The organism is Streptosporangium sp. NPDC049644, assembly GCF_040675205.1.
GTDB lineage: Bacteria > Actinomycetota > Actinomycetes > Streptosporangiales > Streptosporangiaceae > Streptosporangium > Streptosporangium fukuiense.
Genome location: NZ_JBFAOJ010000123.1, coordinates 1 through 24,160, shown reverse-complemented (window position 1 = coordinate 24,160; position 24,160 = coordinate 1). Strand labels below are relative to the sequence as shown.

At 69.0% G+C, this 24,160-nt stretch carries 22 protein-coding genes; 15 read left to right on the top strand and 7 right to left on the bottom strand.

Going from position 1 to position 24,160, the window contains the following annotated elements; all coding sequences use genetic code 11:
* Positions 1-196: 196 nt before the first annotated feature.
* The 4 genes from AB0J58_RS39605 to AB0J58_RS39590 all read right to left on the bottom strand — a co-directional run bounded on the left by AB0J58_RS39605 (position 197) and on the right by AB0J58_RS39590 (position 6,173).
* Positions 197-2,473 carry a DMT family transporter gene (locus AB0J58_RS39605; RefSeq protein ID WP_364225677.1) on the bottom strand — a complete coding sequence of 759 codons (2,277 nt, stop codon included), beginning with the start codon at positions 2,471-2,473 and terminating at the stop codon, positions 197-199.
* 1,428 nt (positions 2,474-3,901) lie between these two features.
* The gene (locus AB0J58_RS39600) at positions 3,902-4,120 is read right to left on the bottom strand and encodes a hypothetical protein (protein WP_364225674.1); all 219 of its coding nucleotides are present in this window, start codon (positions 4,118-4,120) and stop codon (positions 3,902-3,904) included.
* A gap of 125 nt (positions 4,121-4,245) precedes the next feature.
* A complete protein-coding gene (locus AB0J58_RS39595) occupies positions 4,246-5,784 on the bottom strand; it encodes a multicopper oxidase domain-containing protein (protein ID WP_364225671.1) in 1,539 nt (512 codons plus the stop codon).
* Positions 5,781-6,173, bottom strand: a complete 393-nt coding sequence (locus tag AB0J58_RS39590) for a hypothetical protein (protein ID WP_364225668.1) — start codon at positions 6,171-6,173, stop codon at positions 5,781-5,783. The genes AB0J58_RS39595 and AB0J58_RS39590 overlap by 4 nt, the downstream gene beginning before the upstream one ends.
* Before the next feature lie 167 nt (positions 6,174-6,340).
* On the opposite strand from AB0J58_RS39590, the gene AB0J58_RS39585 reads away from it, so the two are divergent.
* From AB0J58_RS39585 to sigJ, 4 genes are all read left to right on the top strand, one after another.
* Positions 6,341-7,474: a sensor histidine kinase gene (locus AB0J58_RS39585; RefSeq protein WP_364225665.1), complete on the top strand. Its 1,134-nt coding sequence runs from the start codon at positions 6,341-6,343 to the stop codon at positions 7,472-7,474.
* On the top strand, positions 7,471-8,136 hold the full coding sequence (locus tag AB0J58_RS39580; RefSeq protein WP_364154395.1) for a response regulator transcription factor: 666 nt from the start codon (positions 7,471-7,473) through the stop codon (positions 8,134-8,136). The genes AB0J58_RS39585 and AB0J58_RS39580 overlap by 4 nt, the downstream gene beginning before the upstream one ends.
* Positions 8,137-8,267: 131 nt before the next feature.
* Positions 8,268-9,275: an NAD(P)-dependent alcohol dehydrogenase gene (locus AB0J58_RS39575; protein WP_364225663.1), complete on the top strand. Its 1,008-nt coding sequence runs from the start codon at positions 8,268-8,270 to the stop codon at positions 9,273-9,275.
* A gap of 227 nt (positions 9,276-9,502) precedes the next feature.
* A complete protein-coding gene (gene sigJ / locus AB0J58_RS39570; RefSeq protein ID WP_343963702.1) occupies positions 9,503-10,414 on the top strand; it encodes an RNA polymerase sigma factor SigJ in 912 nt (303 codons plus the stop codon).
* 140 nt (positions 10,415-10,554) lie between these two features.
* On the opposite strand, the gene AB0J58_RS39565 is transcribed toward sigJ, so the two are convergent.
* Positions 10,555-11,091: a hypothetical protein gene (locus tag AB0J58_RS39565; RefSeq protein WP_364225661.1), complete on the bottom strand. Its 537-nt coding sequence runs from the start codon at positions 11,089-11,091 to the stop codon at positions 10,555-10,557.
* Between the two features lie 187 nt (positions 11,092-11,278).
* Between AB0J58_RS39565 and AB0J58_RS39560 the strand changes: the two genes are divergently transcribed.
* Together AB0J58_RS39560 and AB0J58_RS39555 are read left to right on the top strand one after the other, a co-directional pair.
* Complete coding sequence (locus AB0J58_RS39560) at positions 11,279-11,503, top strand: hypothetical protein (RefSeq protein ID WP_364225658.1); 225 nt, start codon at positions 11,279-11,281, stop codon at positions 11,501-11,503.
* Complete coding sequence (locus AB0J58_RS39555; RefSeq protein ID WP_364225655.1) at positions 11,500-13,137, top strand: ubiquinol-cytochrome c reductase cytochrome b subunit; 1,638 nt, start codon at positions 11,500-11,502, stop codon at positions 13,135-13,137. The genes AB0J58_RS39560 and AB0J58_RS39555 overlap by 4 nt, the downstream gene beginning before the upstream one ends.
* Positions 13,138-13,246: 109 nt before the next feature.
* Here the strand turns inward: AB0J58_RS39555 and AB0J58_RS39550 are convergent, their stop codons facing one another.
* Both AB0J58_RS39550 and AB0J58_RS39545 read right to left on the bottom strand, forming a co-directional pair.
* Positions 13,247-13,642, bottom strand: a complete 396-nt coding sequence (locus AB0J58_RS39550; RefSeq protein ID WP_364225652.1) for a VOC family protein — start codon at positions 13,640-13,642, stop codon at positions 13,247-13,249.
* Positions 13,643-13,706: 64 nt separating this feature from the next.
* Positions 13,707-14,615 carry a sigma-70 family RNA polymerase sigma factor gene (locus AB0J58_RS39545; RefSeq protein WP_364225649.1) on the bottom strand — a complete coding sequence of 303 codons (909 nt, stop codon included), beginning with the start codon at positions 14,613-14,615 and terminating at the stop codon, positions 13,707-13,709.
* A gap of 169 nt (positions 14,616-14,784) precedes the next feature.
* On the opposite strand from AB0J58_RS39545, the gene AB0J58_RS39540 reads away from it, so the two are divergent.
* The 9 genes from AB0J58_RS39540 to AB0J58_RS39500 all read left to right on the top strand — a co-directional run bounded on the left by AB0J58_RS39540 (position 14,785) and on the right by AB0J58_RS39500 (position 24,115).
* Positions 14,785-15,045 (top strand): hypothetical protein, encoded by a 261-nt coding sequence (locus AB0J58_RS39540; protein WP_364225646.1) that lies wholly within the window; start codon positions 14,785-14,787, stop codon positions 15,043-15,045.
* Between the two features lie 258 nt (positions 15,046-15,303).
* A complete protein-coding gene (locus tag AB0J58_RS39535; protein ID WP_364225643.1) occupies positions 15,304-16,353 on the top strand; it encodes a ParB/RepB/Spo0J family partition protein in 1,050 nt (349 codons plus the stop codon).
* A gap of 94 nt (positions 16,354-16,447) precedes the next feature.
* Entirely contained in the window at positions 16,448-16,936 is a 489-nt protein-coding gene (locus AB0J58_RS39530; protein ID WP_364225641.1) for a PhzA/PhzB family protein, read from the top strand.
* A gap of 175 nt (positions 16,937-17,111) precedes the next feature.
* Positions 17,112-18,293: a 3-deoxy-7-phosphoheptulonate synthase gene (locus tag AB0J58_RS39525; RefSeq protein WP_364225637.1), complete on the top strand. Its 1,182-nt coding sequence runs from the start codon at positions 17,112-17,114 to the stop codon at positions 18,291-18,293.
* Between the two features lie 29 nt (positions 18,294-18,322).
* On the top strand, positions 18,323-18,946 hold the full coding sequence (locus AB0J58_RS39520) for an isochorismatase family protein (RefSeq protein ID WP_364225634.1): 624 nt from the start codon (positions 18,323-18,325) through the stop codon (positions 18,944-18,946).
* Positions 18,943-20,835 carry an anthranilate synthase family protein gene (locus AB0J58_RS39515; protein WP_364225632.1) on the top strand — a complete coding sequence of 631 codons (1,893 nt, stop codon included), beginning with the start codon at positions 18,943-18,945 and terminating at the stop codon, positions 20,833-20,835. The genes AB0J58_RS39520 and AB0J58_RS39515 overlap by 4 nt, the downstream gene beginning before the upstream one ends.
* Entirely contained in the window at positions 20,832-21,698 is an 867-nt protein-coding gene (locus tag AB0J58_RS39510) for a PhzF family phenazine biosynthesis protein (RefSeq protein ID WP_364225629.1), read from the top strand. Before AB0J58_RS39515 ends, AB0J58_RS39510 begins: the two co-directional genes overlap by 4 nt.
* 59 nt (positions 21,699-21,757) lie before the next feature.
* Positions 21,758-22,393 carry a phenazine biosynthesis FMN-dependent oxidase PhzG gene (gene phzG, locus AB0J58_RS39505; RefSeq protein WP_364225626.1) on the top strand — a complete coding sequence of 212 codons (636 nt, stop codon included), beginning with the start codon at positions 21,758-21,760 and terminating at the stop codon, positions 22,391-22,393.
* A gap of 99 nt (positions 22,394-22,492) precedes the next feature.
* Positions 22,493-24,115: an NAD(P)/FAD-dependent oxidoreductase gene (locus AB0J58_RS39500; RefSeq protein ID WP_364225624.1), complete on the top strand. Its 1,623-nt coding sequence runs from the start codon at positions 22,493-22,495 to the stop codon at positions 24,113-24,115.
* Positions 24,116-24,160: the final 45 nt, after the last annotated feature.

The following is a 24,160-nucleotide window of genomic DNA, read 5'->3' as shown; positions in this document are numbered from 1 at the left end:
CGGCGACTTCGCCGGGTGCAGACCCTGCCGGACAACCGCCGCACCCCGGCGTCCTCACCGCATGCCGGTTCTTTCCTGAAGCGCGCCGACCACGGATAACGATCCTCAAGTGCCTTTCGTGTCAGCTTCGTCAACGACAGGGCTGGTCTTCGAGACGTGACCGCGACCGACATCGGCACGAGTGATGAGGACTTCGTCAACGTCGCTTCGGCGGTCTGCGATAGGTGACGACCTTGTCACCCGGTCCGGGGTACGCCATGATCAGCAGCCGCTGGGTGCCGTACTTCTCGCCCTTCCAGGGAAACCAGGCGAAGTGCACGCGGATGCGGTAGTGCCCCTTGCGGCCGTTGAGCGACAGGTCCGGCAGCTCGGTGCCGCTCAGACCGTCCATGAAGATCATCTCGCTGCCCTGGTTGGTGTAGCCGACCTCGACGACGTTGTCCCAGCCCTTGGTCTCGACCGGTGGGCGGCGCCTGTAGGTCTCCAGCGTGACGCAGACGTGGAAGTCGGAATGTGTGCTCACCGTCACGTAGCCGGGCCCGGCGGTGACCGGACCGGCGCTCGTGCTTCTGCCCTCGCCGGCGTATTCGTCGTACAGCTCCAGCCTCGCCTCGGGCCACTCCGGCTCCTTGAGGCGGATCGCCTTGGCGGGCGTGATGAGGGGGCGGTGACGCGGGGTGGCGTCGCACTTGCGCTGCTCCTCGGCGATGAACTCGTTGAACTCGCGATCCTCGGCGGCCGCTTCCGCTGTGACCTTCGCGTTCGCGGCAGGGCAGATCCCGGCGAGTACCCCGCTCAGGTCGCGGACGTTCACCCCTTCCACCTCCCGCAGGCGGGCCAGCTCGCGCGGATCGTTGCGGGTGTAGGCGGCGCACAGGTAACGGCCACGGTCGAGCAGCACCTGGTCGGGCGCGGTGGCGGCGAACGGAAGAGCCTGCTGCTGGCGTACGGCGCAGATGAAGTCGCGCGGGCCGGTCGGCGGCGGGGGTTGCACGGGCTCGCCGCCCGTCTCCCAAGGCTCGGGAGGCGAGCAGTCCTCGGCCGTGGTGACCGGACCGCGCGCCTCGTCGGCCACCGGCAGGAGGCACAGGGCCACGAAGGTGGCCAGCGCCGCCAAGAGCACATGGTGGCGCGGGCGGGCGGCGGGCGGGGCGCGGTACAGGAGGAACAGGACGAGAGCGGAGGCGGTGAGCGCGGCGCTGTACCACAGCGGAGAGAGCCCGAAAAGGATCTCACCCTTCTCGTTCTGGTCGAACAGCTCGTCCGGGTACAGGGCCAGCCGCTGCTCGGTCATCTCGGGGACGAACTGCCAGTCCGCCTTGGCCTTCGCCGTGAGGGCGGTGGCGACGCCTGCCGCCGCGGCGAGGGTCAGGGCCAGCATCGTGGCACGCAGCAGCCGCCTGGTCCTGCGTACGACCGCGACCAGGACCAGTACGGCCGGGGCGCCGACCCCGATGAGCAGGTCCAGGGCGACCCAGAGCACCGTCGCCGGATAGCTCACGTGCCCGTGGAAGAGGTCGTCGACCGCGCCCCGGGGGCCGATCCACGCGGGCATGCCGTCCGCGAGGTTGACGGCCGCGGGGATCAGCGGGAGCACCACGGCCACGGCGGCCAGGGGCCACGCCCGCGCGGGTGCTCCCCGGACCGCAGGCACCGGAGACGGTGCGGGTGCCAGGGCGCCCAACTCGTGGGCGGAGCGTGCCTGCCACACCGTCCCGAAGACGCCCAGAACGCCCAGGACCATGAGCAGCAGCAGGTCGTAGTCGATGCCCGAACCGCCGAACGAGATGAACGAACCACCTCCCGACGACAGCAGCGACAGCACGGCCGAGGCCCTGCCCAGCCGTACGGTGCCTCGGCTCCACCGCGCGTCCCTGGCCTGGCCGACCAGGACCGGCACCAGCCACAGCAGGTAGACGACGTTGCCGAGCTGGTACGGAGAGACGAACTGCAGAACGGAGTAGTGGCCGAGGCCGTAGGCGACGGTGTAGGCCATGCCCATGGCGGCGTTCACCAGCCCCGCCACGAGCCCGAGCAGCCGCAGCCATCGAGGCAGGACCCCGGCGAGGACCACGAAGAACAGCCCGACGACGGCTACCTGGAGCAGGTCGAAAGGCAGGCCGGACCACCACTGGTACGGGATCGGAAGCAGGTACAGCAGCGTGCAGGCGAGGCTGAGGTACAGGGCGGCCCGCAGCAGCCGGACCGGCCTGGCGTTGACCGCCGCCGCCCCGGCCGGACGCCCGCGTAGCACCTGCCAGTAGGCCCATCCCTGCAGGACTCCGCCCGCGACCATGAGGAGCTCCACCCACCAGGTGTAGGGCACGAGGTCCGCGTCCCACCCTCCGGTGACGATCTCGCGCAGCAGCGCGGGATCGCCGGTGGCCAGCGCGCGGACACCGGCCACGACGACCACGGCCACATAGACGGCGGCGAACAGCGTGGCGACTCTGCCGAAACGGTAACGGCGCACGGGAACACCCTCGGGCACGAGCGGACAGGATTCCGAGCAAAGGCGCCCAACCCTAGCGAGCCACCACCGAAACGATCAAGTGACCGAAGGCCCGTCACCGGCCTTCGTCGTGTTCCTCAGAGGGGTGGGCCTTCTCGATCGAGCGGGCACGATCGGCCGGCGCGTCGTGTTGCCCGCGCCGCCCGCCGCCGTGCCCGGATGTTTCGGGTTATTGAGTATCACCGATGGCGGGTGGCCGAAAGCTTGTCGACAGACTGGACAAGCGCTGCTGATGTGGGGCTTGTGCCGGGGTGGTGTGTGCTCGAAGCGTGGTCGAGTTGTACGGCGCAGGATGTGATCGCGCCGCGATCTCGTGGCGGTCCCGTGCTCAGGTTGTGAGGGCCAGGCGGCGCTTATGTCCGGGTGGCGCGGGGGATGCGACCACGCCACCATCTCATGGTTCAGGTCGCGAGGGCCAAGCGACGCTCGTGTTGCTGATTGTCGGTGGTGCCGTCGCAGATTCGGGCGGGAAGGTGTGATTTATGCAGCTATGAGGCGTGGCCGCTTCAACAGCTCGCGGGCGAGGGTGGCACCGCGTTTCACGTCCGCGGTCGGGGCGGGTTTTCCGGTCTGGGTGTCAACGCACTGAGGGCATCTGCCGGGGTTCGGTACAGGGCGTGCGCAATCGTCGCACTCGGCGCGGGCCGCGGGCCTGGAAGGCGTGGTCGCCGACGCAAGGGCGGGCAGTTTGGCCCGCAGCCGGTGCATGATCAGTTTTGCGGGTGAGCGGATCTCGTCGGGGAGTCCGACGGTCGGCACGGTTCGGATCTGTGTCTCGGTGCTGCCTCGGGCGAACCATTCGGCGAGGAGGGGTAGGACGGGGCCATCTCGGTCTCGCCGACGGTCAGCCGGGGCTCGGCCTGGCCCAGGCGGGCCAGGCGGGTGACGCCGAGGGCCGCAGATCCACCCCCGCCGCCGTCTCCATCGTCCCCGCTGTCCGGGGGTGGCTTGGCGGGCCAGACGGGCTCGCCCGAGCCGCGCCTTCGCGCGGCCGGTCTGGGGGAGGGGGTGGTTTCTGAGTCCGCGTGCGCCGGTCCGTACGGCGGACGGCAGACGACTCAAGGTGGCCGTCGCCTGATCTTTGGCAGGACAGATCTTCGATGGGGGAGGACGTCCGGCCTGTTCGGTGCCGTCGCCGGTTGTCATCCTCCGCTGCCGGTCGTACGCGCCTTCTAATGGCGCCGATGGATTCGGTGACCGGAGGTGGGCGCGAGCGGACGATCGGGTGGCGGAGGACGCCGCGAACAGGGCGGCGGGGCAGGAGCCGGCCAGGCGGCTGCCGTGGTGGACGGTCTGGTACGGCGAGCACACCGGCCGCTTCTGGGCCGTTCCCCGAGGCGGAGGGTTGTCGGCCGCGCCGCTTATCGAGGTGGTGACCGCCATGGCAGGTCAGCTCCCGGCGGGGGCCGAAGGGAGGATTCGGCACAGCGCCTCCGGCGCGGGCCCGTAGGCGTGCTCTGGCGGGGCGGCATAGCCGACGACCAGGCCGTCGTGGGCGGGCATGGCGGCGGCCGGGTGGCGGAAGTCGGCGAGACCGTCCAGGGCGATCGACTGCCAGGCCGCTGCCTCGACGACGGAGCGCTCGGTTCCGGGAGGCAGGTGCAGCACCACGTGCAGTCCGGCGGCGATGCCGGTGGGCGCGATGTGCGGAGCCCGAGCCGCAACGCCGGCGACAGGCTCTTGCTGATCGAGCCGATATAGACGACCTCTTCCGGGGTGTTGGCCGGGAGCGGTCACACCACTTCGAAGTCGGCCATCATCGCCATGTCCTCGTGTTCGAGGTTGTGGCAGTGCGCCATGTAGCGGCCTCGGTGACCTTCGAAGCGGACGAGCACCTCCACGACCTCGTACGGTCGCACGTCCACGGTGTCCTTCCAGCCCGCGTCGGTGGCGGCGGGCGGCCTGCCGTTGCGGGAGAGCACCTGGAAGTGGGCCAGGTGCACGTGTACGGGGTGGTGGAAGTCGCTGGTGAACCGCCAGATCTCGGCCGTGCCGAGACGCGGCCGGGCCAGCGGCCTGCCCGGCCGGAACGGTCGCCCGTTGATCGTCCAAAGAGCACCCGGTCCCCGCCTGGTGGCGCGGAAGTCGAACGTCCTGGTGGTCACCGCCGAGGAGCGGTCGGCGGGCTCCGGCCGCGACAGTCGTTTCGGGATCGCGCTGCCGTCGACGGCCCGCCTGGTGACCAGAAAACGCATCACGTTCCTGGTGGGGCCGCTTCCCAGGGTGTTGAGCAGGGTCACCTCACTGCCCACCGGGTAGTCGGAGAAGTCCACGACCAGGTCGAACCGTTCGGCGGGGGCGATGACGACCGCAGAGTGCGTCACCGGCGCGGTCAGCAGCCCGGCGTCGCTGCCGACCTGTGTGAAGCGGCCGCCGGGGGACAGCTCCAGCCGGTATCGCCGGGCGTTGGAGGCGTTGAGCAGGCGCAGCCGGTGGCGGGTGGCCGACACCTCCAGGAACGGCCACGGGGCGCCGTTGACCAGGATCACGTCGCCTTCGACACCCTCCATGTAGGCGTCCTCGACTCCCGGCGTGACCCGCAGGCTCGGGTCGAGCGACGGGTAGCGGAACGAGCCGTCCTCCTCGAAGGACCGGTCACAGATCATCACTGGGATGTCGCGCTCGCCCTTCGGCAGCGGCAGAGCGTCGTCCTCGTCGTCGCGGACGATCAGGAACCCGGCCAGCCCCCGCCACACCTGCGGCGCGGTGAAGTCCATCCGGTGGTCGTGGTACCAGAGCGTGGCGGCCCGCTGGTCCAGCGGGTAGAGGTAGTCCCTGGCCCCGGAGTGGAACGTCCACGACGACAGGTCCGCGTCCGTCCCATGCCGGGAGTGGCCCCCCGGCGGCGGCCCGAACCCCTGGCCCGCGGGCACCACGAGATCTGTCGGGTAACCGTCGGAGTCGGGCGGGGTGACGCCGCCGTGCAGGTGGGTGGAGGTGGGCACCGGCAACTCGTTGCGCACCCTGACGGTGGTACGGCCGCCTCGGCGCAGGTCGAAGGTCGGCCCGGGGAAGGTTCCGTCGAACCCCCACACCTCGGTCGTGGTGCCGGGGATGACCTCCATCCGGGCCGCGCGCTGGACCACCTCGTAGTGGCCCGGCCGCGTCGGCCGGGCGAGTGCGGGGACGGGCAGCGGGACGGTGAACGGCCTGGGCAGCGGCAACGCGCTGGCAAGGGCCTCGCCGGCGGTCTCGCCGGTCAGGCCCCCGCATCCGGCGACGGCGAGGCCCGCGCCGCCCAGCAGGCCGAGGAAAGCTCTGCGGGAGGTCATGCCGCGGCCGTCCGCAGGCCCCGCCACGTCCATGCGCACAGTACGGCGGAGAGGCCGAAGATCGCCATGCCGAGCGGGAAGTGCAGGGCGACGACCCGGTCCTGGCCCAGGACGACCTGCGCCGTCTCCAGGGTCACGAGCCCGGCGCTCGCCCCGGCCGGCCAGAGCGGGCCCCGGCCGGGCCGCCACAGTCCGATCGCGGCCCCGAGCTGGAGGTAGAGCAGGACGTGCGTCACGCCGGCGTTGTTCCGGTGCCAGGTGAGCATGTCCACGTCACCGGTGACGAACAGCCCGGCCAGCGCGGCCTGCCCGAGCACTCCGAGCAGGTGCGCGGTGGCGAACAGGCGCAGTGACCGGATGATCCAGCCAGGGAAGGGTGGGGAGTCCATGCGAGCCATGCTTCCGATTCGGGGCTTGACGATCGTCGCCCCGAAGACGGCGTTCCGCGCTACACCCCAGGATGTATCCGAGGCCCCGGGATGCCACCGGGGAGGTACGCCGGACCTCCCCGGCCGGCGGGAGGACCGGCCGGATCCGGTGGCCTACCGTGGCAGAGGTGAGGAACCACAGGACGGACACGCTGATCGCGCTGGCCGCGCTTACCGGGATCGTCGCGGGCACCTACGGCGGACTGTCCTGGTCGGGGCCGTTCGAGCGGCCGCTGGACAGCACGGGTCTGGCGTTGATCACGGTGTCGTCGCTGGCGCTGGCCTTCCGCCGAAGGGCGCCGATGGTCGTCGGGGTGGTCGCCGTCGCGTGCGGCGTCGCCTACTACGCGGGGCGGTATCCGGGTGTCTTCGTCGCCGCGCCCGCGCTGACGGCGATCTACACTGCGGCGACCCTCGGCCGCCGCAGGCTTGCCGTCGCGCTCGCCGTGGCACTGGCCGTGGGTGTCTACGGCCTCATCGCGCTGTCCGACTCCGACCCCGCGCCCGGCGACGGGTTCAGTCTGCTCAGCGGATGGCTGGTGGCGATGGTGGTCATCGGGGAGGTCGTCAGGAACCGCCGCGCCTCCGTGCGGGAGGTCGAGCGGCGTGCGGCCGAGGCCGAGCGCACCCGAGAGGAGGCCGCGCTGCGCCGGGCGGGAGAGGAACGGCTGTGGATCGCCCAGGAACTGCACGACACGCTCACCCACAGCATCTCGGTCATCAACCTTCAGGCGTCGGTCGCCCTGGAGTTGCTGGACCGAAAGCCCGAGCGGGCCCGCGAGGCGCTCGTCGCGATCAAGGATTCGGGACACGAGGCGATGCGGGAACTGCGCGCCACACTGGGGGTGCTGCGGCAGGCGGAGCCGGACGGTCCGGAGACGGGGCTGGAACGCCTGCCGAGGCTGGTGGCCAGGGCCGAGGCGGCGGGGCTACCGGTGAGGTTCACCACCGTGGGAGTGCCACGCGGGCTTCCCCCGGACGTCGACCGGGCGGCCTACCGCGTCACACAGGAGGCGTTCACCAACGTGCTGCGCCACGCCGGGCACGCGTCGATCGCGCTGACGCTGGAATACCATCCCGCCATGATCGTGGTACGCGTCGAGGACGACGGTGAGTCCGGCACGGGCATCGTGGAGCACGGGATGGGCCTGATCGGGATGCGCGAGCGCGCGGTGGCCGTCGGCGGCTCGCTCACCGCCGGGCCGCGCGGCCGGCGAGGGTTCGCCGTCCGCGCCGAGCTGCCGCTGGCCGGGCAGCCGTGATCAGGGTGTTGCTGGCCGACGACCAGGCGCTGATGCGCGCCGGTTTCCGTGCCCTGCTCGAACTCGCCGACGACATCGTCGTGGTCGGCGAGGCGGGCAACGGGGTGGAGGCCGTCGAGCTGACCCGGCGGCTGCTGCCGGACGTCACGCTGCTGGATGTGCGGATGCCGCTGCTCGACGGGATCCAGGCGACCCGCAGGATCGGCGCGGATCCCGAGCTCGACGGGGTCCGGGTGGTGATCCTCACCAACTACGCCCTTGACGAGTACGTCTTCGCCGCCCTGCGCGCGGGCGCCAGTGGCTTCCTGCTCAAGGACATCGAGCCCGCCGAACTGCTGCAGTCGGTGCGGGTGGCCGCCCGAGGCGACGCGCTGCTGTCGCCGTCCGTCACCCGGCGGCTGATCGAGGAGTACGTCGCCACACCGCCGCGCCCGGTGGCCGGTCCGGGGTTGGAGCGACTGACCGAGCGGGAGCGCGAGGTCCTGGCGCTGGTGGCGGCCGGCATGTCCAACGAGGAGATCGCCGGCCACCTGGTCATCAGCCACGCCACGGTCAAGACGCACGTCAGCAGGACGATGACCAAGCTCGGCGCCCGTGATCGCGCGCAACTCGTCGTCTTCGCCTACGAGTCGGGGCACGTCGTCCCGGGAGCCGGTCGCTGAACCGCGCGTCCGCCGGGATCCCGGGTGTCACGCGTCCCTGATCGGCCGGGAAATCGGCTTCTCGGGGCGATGAGGCCGCGACGTATGATGTCGTGAATTGCCGCAGTGTCGCGACGGCGCGGGAGACCCTCATGAAGGCGGTTGTCCAGGACGCGTACGGCTCACCCGAGGTTCTCGAACTTCGAGAGATCGACAAGCCGGTGGTCAAGGAGGACGAGGTGCTGGTACGCGTTCGCGCGGCCTCCGTCCATCCGGATGTCTGGCACGTCGTGAGTGGCCGACCGTACGTCCTGCGTCTGATGGGAGCCGGGCTGCTCAGACCGAAGAACCGCGTTCCGGGAACGGATGTGGCCGGCCACGTGGAATCGGTGGGCCGGAAGGTGACGCGGTTCCGGCCGGGCGACGAGGTGTTCGGCGAGACCATCCGAGGCAACCAGTGGAAGAACGGCGGCGCCTTCGCCGAGTATGTGTCCGTCTCACAGGACGCCCTGGCGTCGAAGCCCGGCAACGTCACCTTCGAGCAGGCCGCGGCCGTACCCACCTCCGGACTCATCGCCTTGCGGAACCTTCCGGAGGGACGGCTGCGGCCAGGCCAAAGTGTGCTGGTCAACGGTGCCGGCGGCGGCGTGGGGTCCTTCGCCGTACAGCTCGCCAAAGCGTACGGAGCGACGGTGACCGGCGTCGACGACAAGGCGAAACTGGACATGGTGCGTTCGCTCGGCGCGGACCGTGTCATCGACCACACCCGGGAGGACTTCACCCGGAGTGGTGAGCGCTACGACCTGATCTTCGACGTTCCCGGGAACCACTCGTTTTCGGACTGTCGGCACGCCCTCATGCCCGAGGGGACCTACGTGCTCATCGGGCACGATCGCTTCGGGGATGTGGGTGGCCGCTGGCTGGGAAGCCTGCCGCACTTCTTCAAGCTGATGGCGATCTCCGGGTTCCGGAGCCAACTGTCGAAGCCGAGTTCGTCGGCGCCGAGCAGGAAGGACTCGATGGCCGTCCTGATGGAGTTCCTGGAGGCAGGGAAGCTCACGCCGGTCATCGACCGGACGTACCCGCTGGGCGAGGTCCCCGAGGCCATCCGCCGTCTGACCGGGGGCAGGGCCCTAGGAAAGATCGTCATCACCGTGTAGCCAGATCGAGGTACGGCGGTTCGCCGCTCGTGGTTTGGTGAGGAAACCCCAGTACCGGCCTGACCGGAATTCCGGTAGGCGCGTTCGACGGCGGACGCCTGGCGTGCGGCGGCAGAGGCGGCCGCCACCGGGAGCGGGTGGTGGAGTCGGCGGAGGATGTCACTTCTCGAACGTCCGGGGCGTCTACATGAGTAGGGGAACCCGACAACGAGGAGGGTAAAGCCGCAGTGACTGATGCGGACGCCAGGTCGGTCGCAGACTTCGAGAAGAACCGGAAGCTGTTGTTCAAAGTGGCATACCGGGTGCTGGGCAGCGTGGCCGACGCCGAGGACGTCGTTCAGGAGTCATGGCTGCGATGGAACCGCGTCGACCATTCCCGGGTCACCGATCCGCAGTCCTTCCTCATCCAGGTCTCGACCCGGCTCGCTCTCGATCGGTTGCGGCGGGCCAAGGCCAGCCGGGAGGCCTACGTGGGACCGTGGCTGCCCGAACCGCTGCCGACCGGGCCGGAGATCGGAGAGGGCGCCGAGACGGCCGACTCGGTTTCCATGGCCATGCTGGTGGTGCTGGAGACCCTCTCCCCGCTGGAGCGAGTCGTCTTCGTGCTGCGCGAGGCGTTCGAGTTCTCCTTCGCCGACATCGGGGCCGTGCTCGGTCGCTCCGAGCCCACGGTCCGGCAGATCGCCCGCCGCGCTCGCGCGCACGTGCGTGAGCGACAGCCCCGGTTCCGCTACGACCGCAAGGTCCGCATGCAGGTCACCGAGCGCTTCCTGGCCGCGTGCCTGGGCGGCGACATCGACAGGCTGCTCGACCTGCTCGCCCCCGAGGTCACGCTGTGGAGCGACGGGAACGGCCTGCGCGGCGTGCCCCGGACCTCGGTACGGGGGGCGCAGAAGGTCAGCCGCCTGCTGATCCATGGCATCCAGAAGGTGCTGCGGCCGTCGGCCGGGGCGTCGCCGGGCGAACGCGGCGGCGGGTCCGTGGTGGACGTCAACGGAGGTCCCGCCGCGCTCATCGTCGCCGCCGGTGAGACGGTCGCCGTCGTCGTGGTCGATCTGGATCCGGTCACCGACCGCATCACGCAGATCTGGATCATCGCGAACCAGGACAAGCTGGGGGGCATCGAAGGGGAGCGGTGACCGGACCCGATGGCGAATCCGCGCGGGCCCGCACGGGCCCGCGCGGGGGCGTACCGCTCGGCACCGTGGCCCGCTGCGCGGTGCGGGGCGCGGGCAGCGCCGCGGACCCACCGGAGGGCACCTTCCGGAGCTTCGCCTTCTCAGCGCGGCTGGTCCGGAAGCGAGCCCGGCGCGACCCGGGCGGGGCGGATCTCGCCGAACAGCTTGAGCGTCGCCGGGCGCAGCCGCTTCTGCGCCTCGGCCGGCCAGCGCAGCAGCAGGGAGGAGAACACCGTCTCCAATATGATCTTCAGATAGGAGCGGCCCGAGCGGCCGACGGGGATCTCGGTGCACAGACCGGACACGGTCGTGAAGGCCTCCTGCCGGCCGAGCCGCAGCCGGGCCTGCCCGTCGACCCCGTTCGAGGACCCGTCGGCCGCGAGGTCCACCGATTCCCAGAACAGCACCGGCGCCTCGTCGTCGCGCAGCCACGCCGGGCAGGACGGCAGCGGCAGCTGCAGCGCGAATCCCGCCAGCACTCCACTCGGTCGCAGGTAGAAGGAGCCGTGGAAACAGGGCAGCTCGTAAAGGAGCCGCGGACCTTTCGACGTGTTCATCGACAGTGTCCCCCCGATGGCGTCCATGGGAATCCGCCAGGCACTGGGGTCGATGTAGGAGTCGTCTGGAACGGAGACCAAGAGGATTCACCCCGTTATGCGATACGGACGCGGTGCTCGGATTCAAGCTCGGTTACCAAGTAAGACGCACCGCGGAGCGGCGACGTGACATCGCTCGCGGTGCGAGGGGGCGCGTGTCACGTTCCGGGGGCGGCGAACGTCTTCCTTAGAGAGAGATGCCCCCTTCTGAGAGCTGGTGAAGGCACGGATGTCTTTGCAAGGCAAGTTGGCCGGGACGGTCCACGGCAGGTCACCCCAGGTGGGCAGGCCTGCTGGCGTGGCGCTCGCGACCGCTGGGGACGGCTTTGCCGAGAAACGCCGGACGAGCCGCCAAGGGATCGCCAGGGGCGACTTCGCGGTGCCCGTCGGCCCCGGTTACTGGGAGCGCGGTGACGCCGAGGCCGAGGTCAGGCAGAAGGGAGGTACGGCATGAGCACCGAACCGAAGACGGTTCCCAAGGCCGTCGCCGGCCCGTCGAGCTTTCTCGACGACCGTATCGGGGCGGGCGACTTCGTCAAACGCAACATGCGGAAGATATTCCCCGACCACTGGTCGTTCCTGCTCGGCGAGATCGCGCTCTACTCGTTCGTCATCCTGCTGCTCACCGGAACGTTCCTGACGTTCTTCTTCAAACCGAGCATGAGCCATGTGATCTACGACGGTGTCTACGAACCGCTGCGGGGTGTGGGGATGTCCGAGGCCTACGCCTCGGCACTGGAGATCAGCTTCGAGGTGCGCGGCGGCCTGCTCATCAGGCAGGTCCACCACTGGGCGGCCCTGCTGTTCATAGCCGGCATGATGATCCACGCGTTGCGCGTGTTCTTCACCGGCGCCTACCGCAAGCCGCGCGAGCTCAACTGGATCATCGGAGTGCTGCTGCTCACGGTGGCGCTCTTCGAAGGGCTGACCGGCTACTCGCTCCCCGACGACCTGCTGTCCGGCGCGGGCATGCGGGTCACCGAGGGGGCGATCATCTCGCTGCCGGTGATCGGGACGTATCTGAGGTTCTTCCTGTTCGGCGGTGAGTATCCGGGCGACGATGTCATCTCGCGCTTCTACTCCATCCACATCCTGCTGCTTCCGGGCATCATCCTGGCGCTGGTCTCGGCGCACATGGTGCTGATGTGGGTGCAGAAGCACACCCAGATGCCGGGAAAGGGGCGCACCAACCAGAACGTGATGGGTGCGCCGTTCTACCCGGCCTTCATGCTCAAGGCCGGGTCGTACTTCCTGTTCACTTTCGCGGTGCTGGCCGGGCTGGGGACCTTCGCCCAGATCAACCCGATCTGGCTCTTCGGCCCGTACAGTCCGGCGGACATCTCCGCCGGTTCTCAGCCCGACTTCTACATGGCCTTCCTGGAAGGCGCGCTGCGGTTGATGCCCGCGTGGGAGATCAACCTCTTCGGCGCCGACCAGGCGGGCACGCTGCCGCTGAGTGTGATCATCCCGGCGCTGGTGCCGCTGGGCCTCATCATCACCGGGATGATCCTCTACCCGTTCGCCGAACGGTGGATCACCGGAGACAACCGCGAGCACCACATCGTGGACCGCCCTCGTAACAATCCCCACCGCACCTCGATCGGCATGTCGGTCGTCGTGTTCTACGGCGTGCTGTGGCTGCTGGCGTCCAACGACGAGATCGCGTCCACCTTCCATATCAGCCTGAACACCACCACCTACGCCGGCCGCGTCCTGGTGGTCGTCGGGCCGGTACTCGCGTACATCATCACCTACCGCGTCTGTCTGGGGCTGCAGCGTTCCGACGCGGCCATCATCGGGCACGGCGTGGCGTCCGGTGTGATCAAGCGTCTGCCGGACGGCAGGTTCATCGAGGTCCACGCGCCGCCGTCGGAGGAGGCCGAGGCGCACCTGCGTGGCAAGGAGGCGGTGCCGACGCTGTCGGCCCACGACGGTGCGGGCATCCCGCCCAAGGGCATGCGCGGCCCCCTGGGCAGGCTGCGAGTCCGCATGTCCACGACGTACGGAGGAGAGAAGGTGCCTCTCGACGAGGGACACAACGGTCACGCCGCCGTCGAGTCCGGGGACGACAGTCCGCTGAAGCACTAGTCCGCGGGTTCGGACGGTGCCCGTCCGAGCCCGATCGCGCGGGTGTGCAACTGAAGAAAGCGCTCAGTTGCGCGCCGGGCGGTCGAGGGCGCCCGACGCCGTCCGGCTGTCAGCGGCCGTGTTCGGTCAGCCCGTAGAGGTTGCCGTCGTGACCGGCGATCTGTGCCCATCGGCCGCCCTCACGCCAGGAGGCGGCCTGCGGCTCCACGACGATCTCGACACCCCGGGTACGCAGGTCCGCGCAGGTGGCGTCGAGATCGTCGCAGTCGAACCAGCCGTGCGTCATCCGTCCGGCCTGCGCGCGGAGCGTCTCCAGGACGGCCGGTTCGACGGCGGCGAGCGCCACGCAGGTCTGCGCGCCCGGCAGGCGGACCTCGACCCAGCGCCGATCGTCACCGTAGGGGACGTCGGCCGCCAGTTCGAAGCCGAGCGTCTCGGTGAGGAACTCCAGGGTCCTGCTCTGGTCGCTGACGTACAGCACGGTGAGCCGGGGATTGATGATCATTGGTCTCCCTCTCAACGGTCGTCGAAGCCGCAGGGAGGATAGTGCGTGAACCGGTGGCGGGAATTCAATCGTGTGCGAGAAGAACGGAGGTGGGTTCGGCGACGGCGAGGTGGAAGCGGCGCAGCCGGGCCGGGTCGCCGACGACGTTGATCGCGGTGATCTGGCCACCGTCGATCACCACTTCGAGGACGAGCGTCAGCTGCCCGCGTGGTGCGACGACGGCTCCGATGACGCCGTTGACGAGAGCGGGCCGGGCGAAGCGCGCCAGGCCGGAGTTGGTGAGCGTCTCCTTGGCGACGGCGCGGGCGCCGCGCACCTCGGTCTGCCCGTCTCCACGCAGCGCGGTGAGGTCCGCTCGCCTGATGACGTCGGGAGCCAGCACGCCGAGGAGGGCGTCCAGGTCGCCGGCGCGTGATGCGGCGAGGAAGGCGTCCACGACCTTCCACTGCAGGCCGAGGTCGGCGGCCGGAACGGAGGCGGCGCCGTGCACCCGGTGGCGGGCTCGGCTCGCCAGCTTCTTCGTGGTCGACGGCGACCGCTCGACGATCTCGGCGATCTCGTCGAACGGCACGGCGAACAGGTCGTGCAGCACGAAGGCGATGCGCTCGGCCGGCCCGAGCCTGTCGAGGACCACGAGCAGGGCGAGCCCGACGGAGTCGGCCAGCACCGCCTCCCTCTCCGGATCGGTGGCCTCATTGTGGCCGCCCAGCAGCTCCAGCTCGGTTGTCTCGGTGAACTCCTCGTTCCGGCGCCGGCGTGAGCGCAACATGTCGAGACAGACGCGGCCGACGATCGTGGTCAGCCATCCGGTCACGTTGACGACGGCGTCCGCCCCGACGCGATGGGCTCGCAGCCAGGCCTCCTGTACGGCGTCGTCCGCCTCGTCCACTGATCCGAGCATGCGGTACGCCACGGATCGCAGATGGTCGCGAGACCGGCTGAAGTGCTCCACCAAAACGGCCTGATCGTTCATCGGTCACCTTTCGTCGTCGCATTTCGTCATAAGAAAGTGACGAGACGGACGGCGCGAGATCGATTGGATCGCTCACCCTCGCACCGCTCACTTTACCGGTACTGGATGAACATCCGTCGGCCGTCAGGGGGTCTCGTTGTCCGGACCGAGAGGCTTCGAGGTGATGGTCGTGAGCCCTGCGACGGGGTGTTCGTGGGAAGAGGCCGAGTGGTTGTGCGGCGACATGAGGTCGGACACGCCGCTGGGACGGCGTCGCGACGAGCGGATCGCCACCGACGCCGTCGCCATCGAGGTCCGGTGGGTTCACGACCGCGTCAAGCTGTTCGAGGCCGCGGTGGAGGGGTGTCCCGCAGAGCTCCCGCCGACAGGACCCGGTCGCTCGACCGCCACCGGCCGGCCAGGACGTGACACCGGCCACCAACTCGTATAGCACCCTGCCCGACCCGTCCCGATGTTCATCGCCAACTTCATAGATCCGCGAAAGCGCTGGTCGCCACACCTGTCACCGATCCGCTGAGCCTCAATGGAGAGGCCTGCCGTCCGGCCGGGTGCGCCGTTGCGCGGGCCCGCTTTTGTTCGTTTGTTCCTGTCCCAAAAGGACCGCTTTTCTCTGAAATCAAGGTGTTGACAACCAGGTTGGTGCCTAGGTGTGCTTCTTGCGAAGAATTCACCTTACCGTCACTCCTTCATGAAGGAAGGTATCACCGTGACACTTCACGTCGCAGCCGACACCGATCGGAATGACAAGAAGCATCTTCCCGAGGTATCGGATCTGCTCCGGGATCTGCCGAAAGGGGTCGTCTCCATGGGCGATCTCATGCCCTCGCTTTTGCCCCGCAAACAAGCGGAAGACCCTGCGCATATTCGCCGTCTCGCGGAGACCGAAAACAGTACGGACCCGATCTTTGTACACCGTCCGACCATGCGCGTGATCGATGGCGCGCACCGGTTGCGCGTCGCCGCAATGAGAGGTGTGACAGAAATCACAGTTCATTTCTTTGACGGAAGCGAGGCGGATGCGTTCGTCCTTTCCGTACAGCTCAATGTCAGGCACGGCCTGCCGCTGACGTTGGATGAGCGCAAGGCCGCCGCCCAGCGCATCATCGGCTCCCACCCGCGCTGGTCGGATCGTGCCATCGCGGAACGTACGGGACTGAGCCCCAAGACCGTGGGCAAGGTCCGCAGCCGGGCGGGTGAGGCGGCTTCGCGTCTGGACAGCCGCCTCGGGCAGGACGGAAGGGCCCGGCCGGTCAGCAGCGTCGAGGGACGCTACAACGCCGCGGCCCTGATGGCGACCAATCCCGAGATCTCGCTGCGCGAGCTGTCGAGGAAGACCGGCCTTTCGGTGGGAACGGTTCGGGACGTTCGCCAACGCCTCCACCACGGCCAGAACCCGATCCCGGAGCGGCTGCGCGGTCCGGAGGAGGGCGCGGCCGCCGTCGCCCCGCCCCGGAACGGGACGAGGTCGCCGAGGGGGGAGATGAAGGCCACCGCGGTCGAGACCGTGTCGGTGGTGCAGAAGCTCGTCCGGGACCCGTCCCTGCGGTCGACGGAGTCCGGGCGGACGCTGCTGCGGATGCTCCTGCTCACCGAAATGGAGCAATCCCAGTGGGAGGAGATCGCCGAGGCGGTCCCCATCCATTGCGTGCCGCTCATCCACGCCGTGGTGCTCAAGCGCTGTGAGGATTGGAAAAAGCTGGCCAGCGTGGTGTCGCGGAAGTCCGAGAAAGCCGGCTGACCGCCAATTGTTCAGGCGGCGGCAGTACACCCCTTCCGTTTGCCGGAGGGCTGGAATACCGTCTGCGAAGACGGCAATCATCGGAGGGTTTGTCATGTCGGACAGTTCTCATTTCCCGGGAAACAGTGCGGAAGTGGAGCTTCGGAAGATCAACCGAGCAACGGTTGAAATTTATATGAACACCAGGGGGCAGGACCGTCTTCGGCGGCACTTGCTTTTTACCGAGGACGGTGTCGGCGGCCTGTGGACCAATGACACCGGACAGCCGATCGCCATTCACGGCCGCGACCGGCTCGGGGAGCACGCGGTCTGGTCACTGAAGTGTTTTCCCGACTGGGTCTGGTTCAACGTCGAGATCTTCGAAACTCAGGACCCGAACTTCTTCTGGGTCGAGTGCGACGGTGCCGGGGCAATTCGTTTCCCCGGTTATCCCGAGGGCCGATACGAGAACCACTTCCTGCACTCGTTTCTGCTGGAGAACGGGAAGATCAGGCAGCAGCGGGAGTTCATGAACCCGTTCGAGCAGCTGCGCGCGCTGGGCATCCCCGTCCCCGAGGTCAAGCGTGAGGGGATCCCCACCTAGCGGCGACCGCTCCCTTCACCGGCTTCGATGACTCACGGTCGTCGGCGGTGGCCGTGTCAGGGCGGCGGCCGGAAAGCCGATCAGCATTCATGGTCAGCCCACCAGCCAGGCGACCATCTCTGGACATCCCCCACCGAGTCAAGGACGATCCCGGCGCGCAGGGCGCCTTCAACCGATGGAGATTGGTGACCTCGTCATGCCCGATATCAGGCTGAGCACGGCGTTACAACAGCCCGAGTGGAGCGATGTCTCGCAGGTACAGCGCGTCGGTGAGGCGCTGGCATCCCGCCCCTCGCTCGTCAGGGCGGAGGACGTGCGCGGCCTGCGCGCTCTTCTCGCCGACGTCGCGGCGGGCGGGGCCCTGGTCCTGCAGGCGGGGGACTGCGCCGAGGATCCGGAGGAGTGCACGCGAGAGCACGTCACCCGCAAGTGCGCCACGCTGGACGTGCTGGCCGGCGCGCTCAAGATGGTCACGCACAAGCCGGTGCTCCGGGTCGGGCGTATCGGCGGCCAGTTCGCCAAGCCGCGGTCCAACCCCACGGAACAGGTCGGCGATGTCACCCTCCCGGTGTTCCGGGGGCACCTGGTGAACGGCCCGGAGCCGACGCCCGAGAGCAGACGCCCCGATCCGCTCCGCATCCTCACGGGGTACATGGCGGCGAGCGACATCATGGAACACCTGGGCTGGCGTGGTTCGTATCGCCGTCCCGAGATCGACCCGCCCGTGTGGACCAGCCACGAGGTGCTGCTCCTGGACTATGAGGTCCCGATGCTCCGCCGGGACGCGGCGGGGACGCTGATCCTCGGTTCCACGCACTGGCCGTGGATCGGTGAGCGGACCCGGCAGGTGGACGGCTCGCACGTCGCCATGCTCGCGGAGGTGGCCAACCCGGTGTCCTGCAAGGTGGGCCCGAAGATGACGCAGGACGAGCTGCTCGCCCTGTGCGAGCGGCTCGATCCAGAACGCGAGCCCGGCCGGCTGACCCTGATCGCCAGGATGGGCGCGGAGCTGGTCGCCCGCCGGCTGCCATCGCTCGTCGAGGCCGTCCGGGCCGCGGGGCATCCGGTCATCTGGCTGTGCGACCCCATGCACGCCAACACGGTCGTCACCCCGGACGGGCGCAAGACCCGCGTGGTGGGGACGCTCATGCGGGAGGTCCGCGACTTCGTGGGCGCGGTCGAGGCCGCCGGCGCCGTCGCAGGCGGCCTGCACCTGGAGACCACCCCCGACGACGTCACCGAGTGCGTCACCGACGAGGCCGACTTCGGCCGGGTGGGGGAGCGGTACACGAGCTTCTGCGATCCGAGGCTCACCCTCTGGCAGGCGGTCTCGGTGATCTCGGCCTGGGGCGACTGACGTGAACGATCCGATGAGAAAGGACGATCATGCCTGGTATACCCCCTATTGAGCCCTATCTGATTCCGACGGCAGGCGATCTGCCTACCAGCACCGCCCAGTGGGTTCCCGACCCCGCCCGCGCGGTCCTTCTCATCCACGACATGCAGCGCTACTTCGTCAAACCCTTCCCCAGCTCGGTGCGGGACGGACTCATCCGCAACATCGCGCTGCTGCGCGATCGCAGCGTCGCGCTCGGCGTTCCGGTGGGCTACACGGCCCAGCCCGGTGACATGAGCGAGGAGCAACGAGGGCTGCTCAAGGACTTCTGGGGGCCGGGCATGCGCAGAGCCCCCGCCGACCAGCTGGTGGTCGACGAGCTGGCCCCCTCGCCCGGCGACTGGATGTTCAACAAGCTGCGATACAGCGCGTTCTTCCGGTCCGACCTACTGGACCGCATCCGGGAGGGCGGTCGCGACCAGTTGATCGTTTGCGGAGTGTACGCGCACGTCGGAGTGCTGATGACGGCGATCGACGCGTTCACCAACGATCTCCAGACCTTCCTGGTCGCCGATGCCGTCGCCGATTTCACCGCCGACCACCACCGGATGACCCTCGAGTACGCGGCCGAACGCTGCGCGGTCGTCATCACCGCGAAGGAGGTGTTCTCGTGACCGGACCGGGCGTGATCGGCGACGACCTGCTCGACCTGGTGCTGGCGCCCCGGCCGCCGGCCTTCGCGCTGCTCCACCGCCCCGAGGCGCACGGTCCGGCACTGCTGGACGTCCTGGTCGGCGAGGTCGCCCAGGTCGCCAAGCTGGCCGACATCCTCCTGCCCGGCGCGGGGCAGGCCGGGGGCGCCGCCGGCCACGACGTGCTGGCGATCATCCCGTACCGGCAGATCCGCGAACGCGGCTTCGTGTGCGTCGACGACGACGCCCCGTTGTTCACGATGACCGTGACCGGGCAGCGGACGGTGCCCGTCGCCAAGGCGCTGGCCCAGATCCCCGACGTCCCCGTCACCGTGTCCGGCGGGCACTTCGACGTGGCCGACGACGACTACGCCGAGACCGTCCGCAGGGTGGTCAAGGAGGCGATCGGCGAGGGCGAGGGCGCGAACTTCGTCATCAAGCGGTCCTTTGTCGCCGACATCGGCGACTACACGCCGCACAGCGCCCTGGCCTTCTTCCGGAGACTGCTCGAAGTCGAGTCGGGCGCGTACTGGACCTTCATCGTCCACACCGGAGAGCGGACGTTCGTGGGCGCCACCCCGGAACGGCACGTCACCCTGTACGGCGGTGTCGCCACGATGAACCCCATCAGCGGCACCTACTGCTACCCGAGGTCCGGCCCCACGCTGCCCGAGGTCATGAACTTCCTCGCCGACCGGAAGGAGTCCGACGAGCTCTACATGGTCGTGGACGAGGAGCTCAAGATGATGACGCGGATCTGCCGGCCCGGTGTACGGGTGGTGGGCCCACGGCTCAAGGAGATGGCGCGGCTCGCGCACACCGAGTACTTCATCGAGGGCGACAGCGACTGGGACGTCCGCGACATCCTCCGCGAGACGATGTTCGCCCCGACCGTCACCGGAAGCCCGCTGGAGAACGCCTGCCGGGTCATCGACAGGCACGAGCCGCAGGGCCGCGGCTACTACAGCGGGATCGTCGCCCTCATCGGACGTGACGCGTCCGGCGGCCGGACCCTCGACTCCTCCATTCTCATCCGCACCGCCGACATCGACGGCGCGGGCAGGGTGCACATCGGTGTCGGCGCCACGCTCGTCCGCCACTCCGATCCGGTGTCGGAGGTCGCGGAGACCCGAGCCAAGGCGGCCGGGCTGCTCGCGGCGCTGGAGACCCCCGACCCCGCCAGGCTCGGGACGCACCCCGACGTGCGTGACGCGCTGGAACGGCGCAACGCGACCATCGCCGGCTTCTGGCTGGGCACCGGCGCCGAACGGGCGGCGTCGTTCCCGGAGCTGGCAGGGTGCCGGACACTGATCGTCGACGCCGAGGACACCTTCACCTCGATGCTCGATCACCAGCTACGCGCCATGGACATGTCGGTGACGGTACGCCGCCACGACGAGATCCCTCCCTTCGACGGGTACGACCTCGTCGTACTGGGACCGGGCCCCGGCGACCCCCGCCAGTCCCGGCACCCCAAGATCGCCTACCTGCGGTCGGCCGTGGACGCCCTGCTGGCCGAACGCCGCCCGTTCCTGGCCGTCTGCCTGAGCCACCAGGTCCTCAGCACCCGGCTCGGGTTCGACCTGCGGCGCCGGAACGCTCCCAACCAGGGCGTACAGCGGGAGATCGACCTCTTCGGTGATCGGCAGCGGGTGGGGTTCTACAACACCTTCGCGGCCCGGTCGGACCAGGACAGGAGTGAGATCGACGGCGTCGGCGCGGTGGACGTCTGCCGGGATCCGGAGACGGGTGAGGTGCACGCGCTGCGCGGCCCGCGTTTCTCCTCGCTCCAGTTCCACGCCGAGTCCGTGCTCACCCAGAACGGCCCGCGCATCCTCGGCTCCTTCATCGGAAGGGTGCTGAGCGGATGACGGCACACCAGGTCGCACCTGACGAGACGCACTCGTACGTGGTCATCGACTCGTTCACCGACACGCCGCTCCGGGGTAATCCCGTCGCCGTCTTCTTCGACGCGGAAGACCTCCACGCCGACCGCATGCAGAGCATCGCCAGGGAGATGAACCTCTCGGAGGTCACGTTCGTCCTCCCGCCGAAACAGGGCGGCGACGCGCACATCCGCATCTTCACTCCGGTCAACGAACTCCCCTTCGCCGGTCATCCGCTCCTCGGAACGGCCATCGCGCTCGGCGAGTCGTTCACGGAGGACAGGCTCCTGCTGGAGACGGTGATGGGAGTCATCACATTCGACCTGGAGCGTGTCGACGGGAGGCCCGTCGCCGCTCAGATGGAGCAGCCGATCCCGACCTGGGAGGAGTTCGACCGCGCCGACGAACTGCTGGCCGCGCTCGGCGTGCCCACCCCGGAGCTTCCCGTGGAGATCTACTCCAACGGTCCCCGGCACGTTTTCGTGGAGCTGGAGAGCGTGGCGGCACTGTCCCGCGTCAATCCCGACCACCGCGCACTGGCCGTGTTCCCGGACATGGCGACCAACTGTTACGCCGGTTCCGAGACGAGCTGGCGGAGCCGCATGTTCTCCCCCGCCTACGGGGTGACCGAGGACGCGGCGACGGGCTCGGCGGCGGGTCCGCTCGCCGTCCATCTCGCCCGCCACGGGCGTATCGGGTTCGGCCAGTGGATCGACATCCACCAAGGGGTCGAGATGGGCCGGCCCTCCCTGATGCGGGCCTGGGCGGACCGCGCCGCGGACCGCGTCACCTCGGTGCGGGTCGGAGGATCGGGCGTCACCGTCGCCCGCGGAGTGATCTACGTCTGACGAGAGGGCGTACGGGGAGCCGGCGGCCACCCGTCAGTGACAGAGTCCCGGAGGCAGAGATGAGCAGCAGGTTCGAGAGCCTGACCGGCGTGATGGACAGGGCGTTCCCCGAGTACGACAGGCCCCCGGCCGAACCGATGGGGCTGGTACAGCGGTGGATCTCGTCGGCGGTCGAGGCGGGCGTGCGCGAGCCGTTGGCCCTCGCGCTCGCCACCGCGGACGGTCGAGGCCGCGCCTCCAACCGGACGGTCAGCATCGTCGACGTCTCCGAGCAGGGGGTGGTCTTCACCAGCCACAGCACCAGCCAGAAGGGGCGGGAACTCGCCGAGACCGGCTGGGCCTCGGGGCTGCTGTACTGGCGGGAGACCGCGCAACAGGTGATCGTCTCGGGCACCGCGGTCCTGCTGAGCGAGCCTGAGGCGGATCGGCTGTGGGCCGCCCGTCCGGTGCCGCTGCACGCCATGTCAACGGCCTCCAGGCAGAGCGAACCCATCGACGACGTCTCCCGGCTGCGGCTGGAGGCGGACCGCCTGTCGGCGTGCGGCTCACCCCTGCCCAGACCGGCGAGGTTCGCCGGCTACCGCCTGGCACCGGTCACCGTCGAATTCTGGTCCGCCGCCGCCAGCAGGCTGCATCGGAGACTGCGCTACGACCGGACGCCGGCGGGCTGGAGCGTCGTCAGGCTCCAGCCGTGAGGGCTCGCCACAGCTAGACACCGAGATTCGTGCGACCGGCATCGCGGCCGATCCGGTCGCCCACATGAACCCGGGACACAGACACGAAGGAGTTCACCCGTGATCGACAGGAAGACCGACCTCGACGCGATCGTCATCGGGGCCGGGTTCGGCGGCATCTACATGCTGCACAAGCTTCGCAACGAGCTCGGCCTCGCCGCCCGGGCCTTCGACCGGGCAGGTGGTGTCGGCGGCACCTGGTACTGGAATCGTTACCCGGGCGCCAAGTCGGACAGCGAGGGCCTGGTCTACCGGTACGCGTTCGACAAGGAGGCGCTCCGGGAGCCGATCGGGAACAACCGCTACATCGATCAGGCCGACATGCGGGCCTACCTCGAGTCGGTGGTCGAGAAGTACGACCTGGGCAGGGACATCCAGCTCAACACGAGCATCGAATCCGCGGTGTTCGACGACTCGCGCAGCGTCTGGACCGTGACCACGGGCGGCGGTGAGAGCCTCACCGCACGCTATCTCGTCACCGCGCTGGGCGTCCTGTCGGCGGCCAACCTTCCCGACATCAAGGGACGTGACAGCTTCCGGGGCCGCCTGGTCCACACCGGTGCCTGGCCCGAGGATCTCTCGGTCGAGGGCAAGCGGGTCGGCGTCATCGGCACCGGCTCGACCGGCACCCAGTTCATCTGCGCGGCCTCGAAGACGGCCGGGCACCTGACGGTGTTCCAGAGGTCGGCGCAGTATGTCGTCCCGTCCGGCAACGGCCCGCTCAGCGACGAGTTCAAGGCGAAGTACCGGGCCAACTACGAGGAGGTCTGGGAGCAGGTCTGGAACTCCTACGTGGGATGCGGGTTCCAGGAGAGCGACGTTCCCGCGATGAGCGTCTCCGAGGAGGAACGCCGGCGGGTGTTCCAGGAGGCATGGGACAGGGGGAACGCCTTCCGTTTCATGTTGGGCACGTTCTCCGACATCGCCAGCGACCCGGCCGCCAACGAGGCCGCCGCCGAGTTCATCAGGTCGAAGATCAGAGAGATCGTGAAGGACCAGGAGACCGCGCGCAAGCTCACGCCGAACGACTACTACGCCAGGCGCCCGATCAGCAACGAGGACTACTACGAGACCTTCAACCGCGACAACGTCTCCCTGGTCAGCCTCAAGGAGAATCCGATCAGGGAGATCACCCCGAACGGCCTGCTCACCGAGGACGGTGTCGAGCACGAGCTCGACGTCCTGGTCTTCGCGACCGGGTTCGACGCGGTCGACGGCAGCTACCGGCGGATGGACATCCGCGGCCGCGGCGGCGAGACCATCCGGCAGCACTGGCAGGACGGGGTCAGCAGTTACCTGGGCGTCGCCACCCCCGGATTCCCGAACCTGTTCATGATCTACGGTCCGAACACCGTCTTCAGCAACCTGCCGCCGGCGATCGAGACCCAGGTCGAGTGGATCACCGACCTGATCGCGGCGGCACGGAAGTACGACCGGCCCTCGATCGAGGCCACCAAGAGCGCGGAGGACGCCTGGACCGCGGTCTGCGAGGAGCTCGCCGGCCACACCCTCTTCCCGAAGGTCGACTCCTTCATCAACGGCGGCAACATCCCGGGTAAGAGGAGAGGGGTCATGTTCTACTTCGCTGGGCTGGCGGCGTACCGCCAGAAGCTGCGCGAGGTGGCCGGCGCCGGCTACGAGGGCTTCGTCCTGCACGACGACTTGCTACCGACCCGGTCCTGAGAACGGTGCTGTAGCACCGGCGTGGGCCCCGGTGGCCGGGGCCCA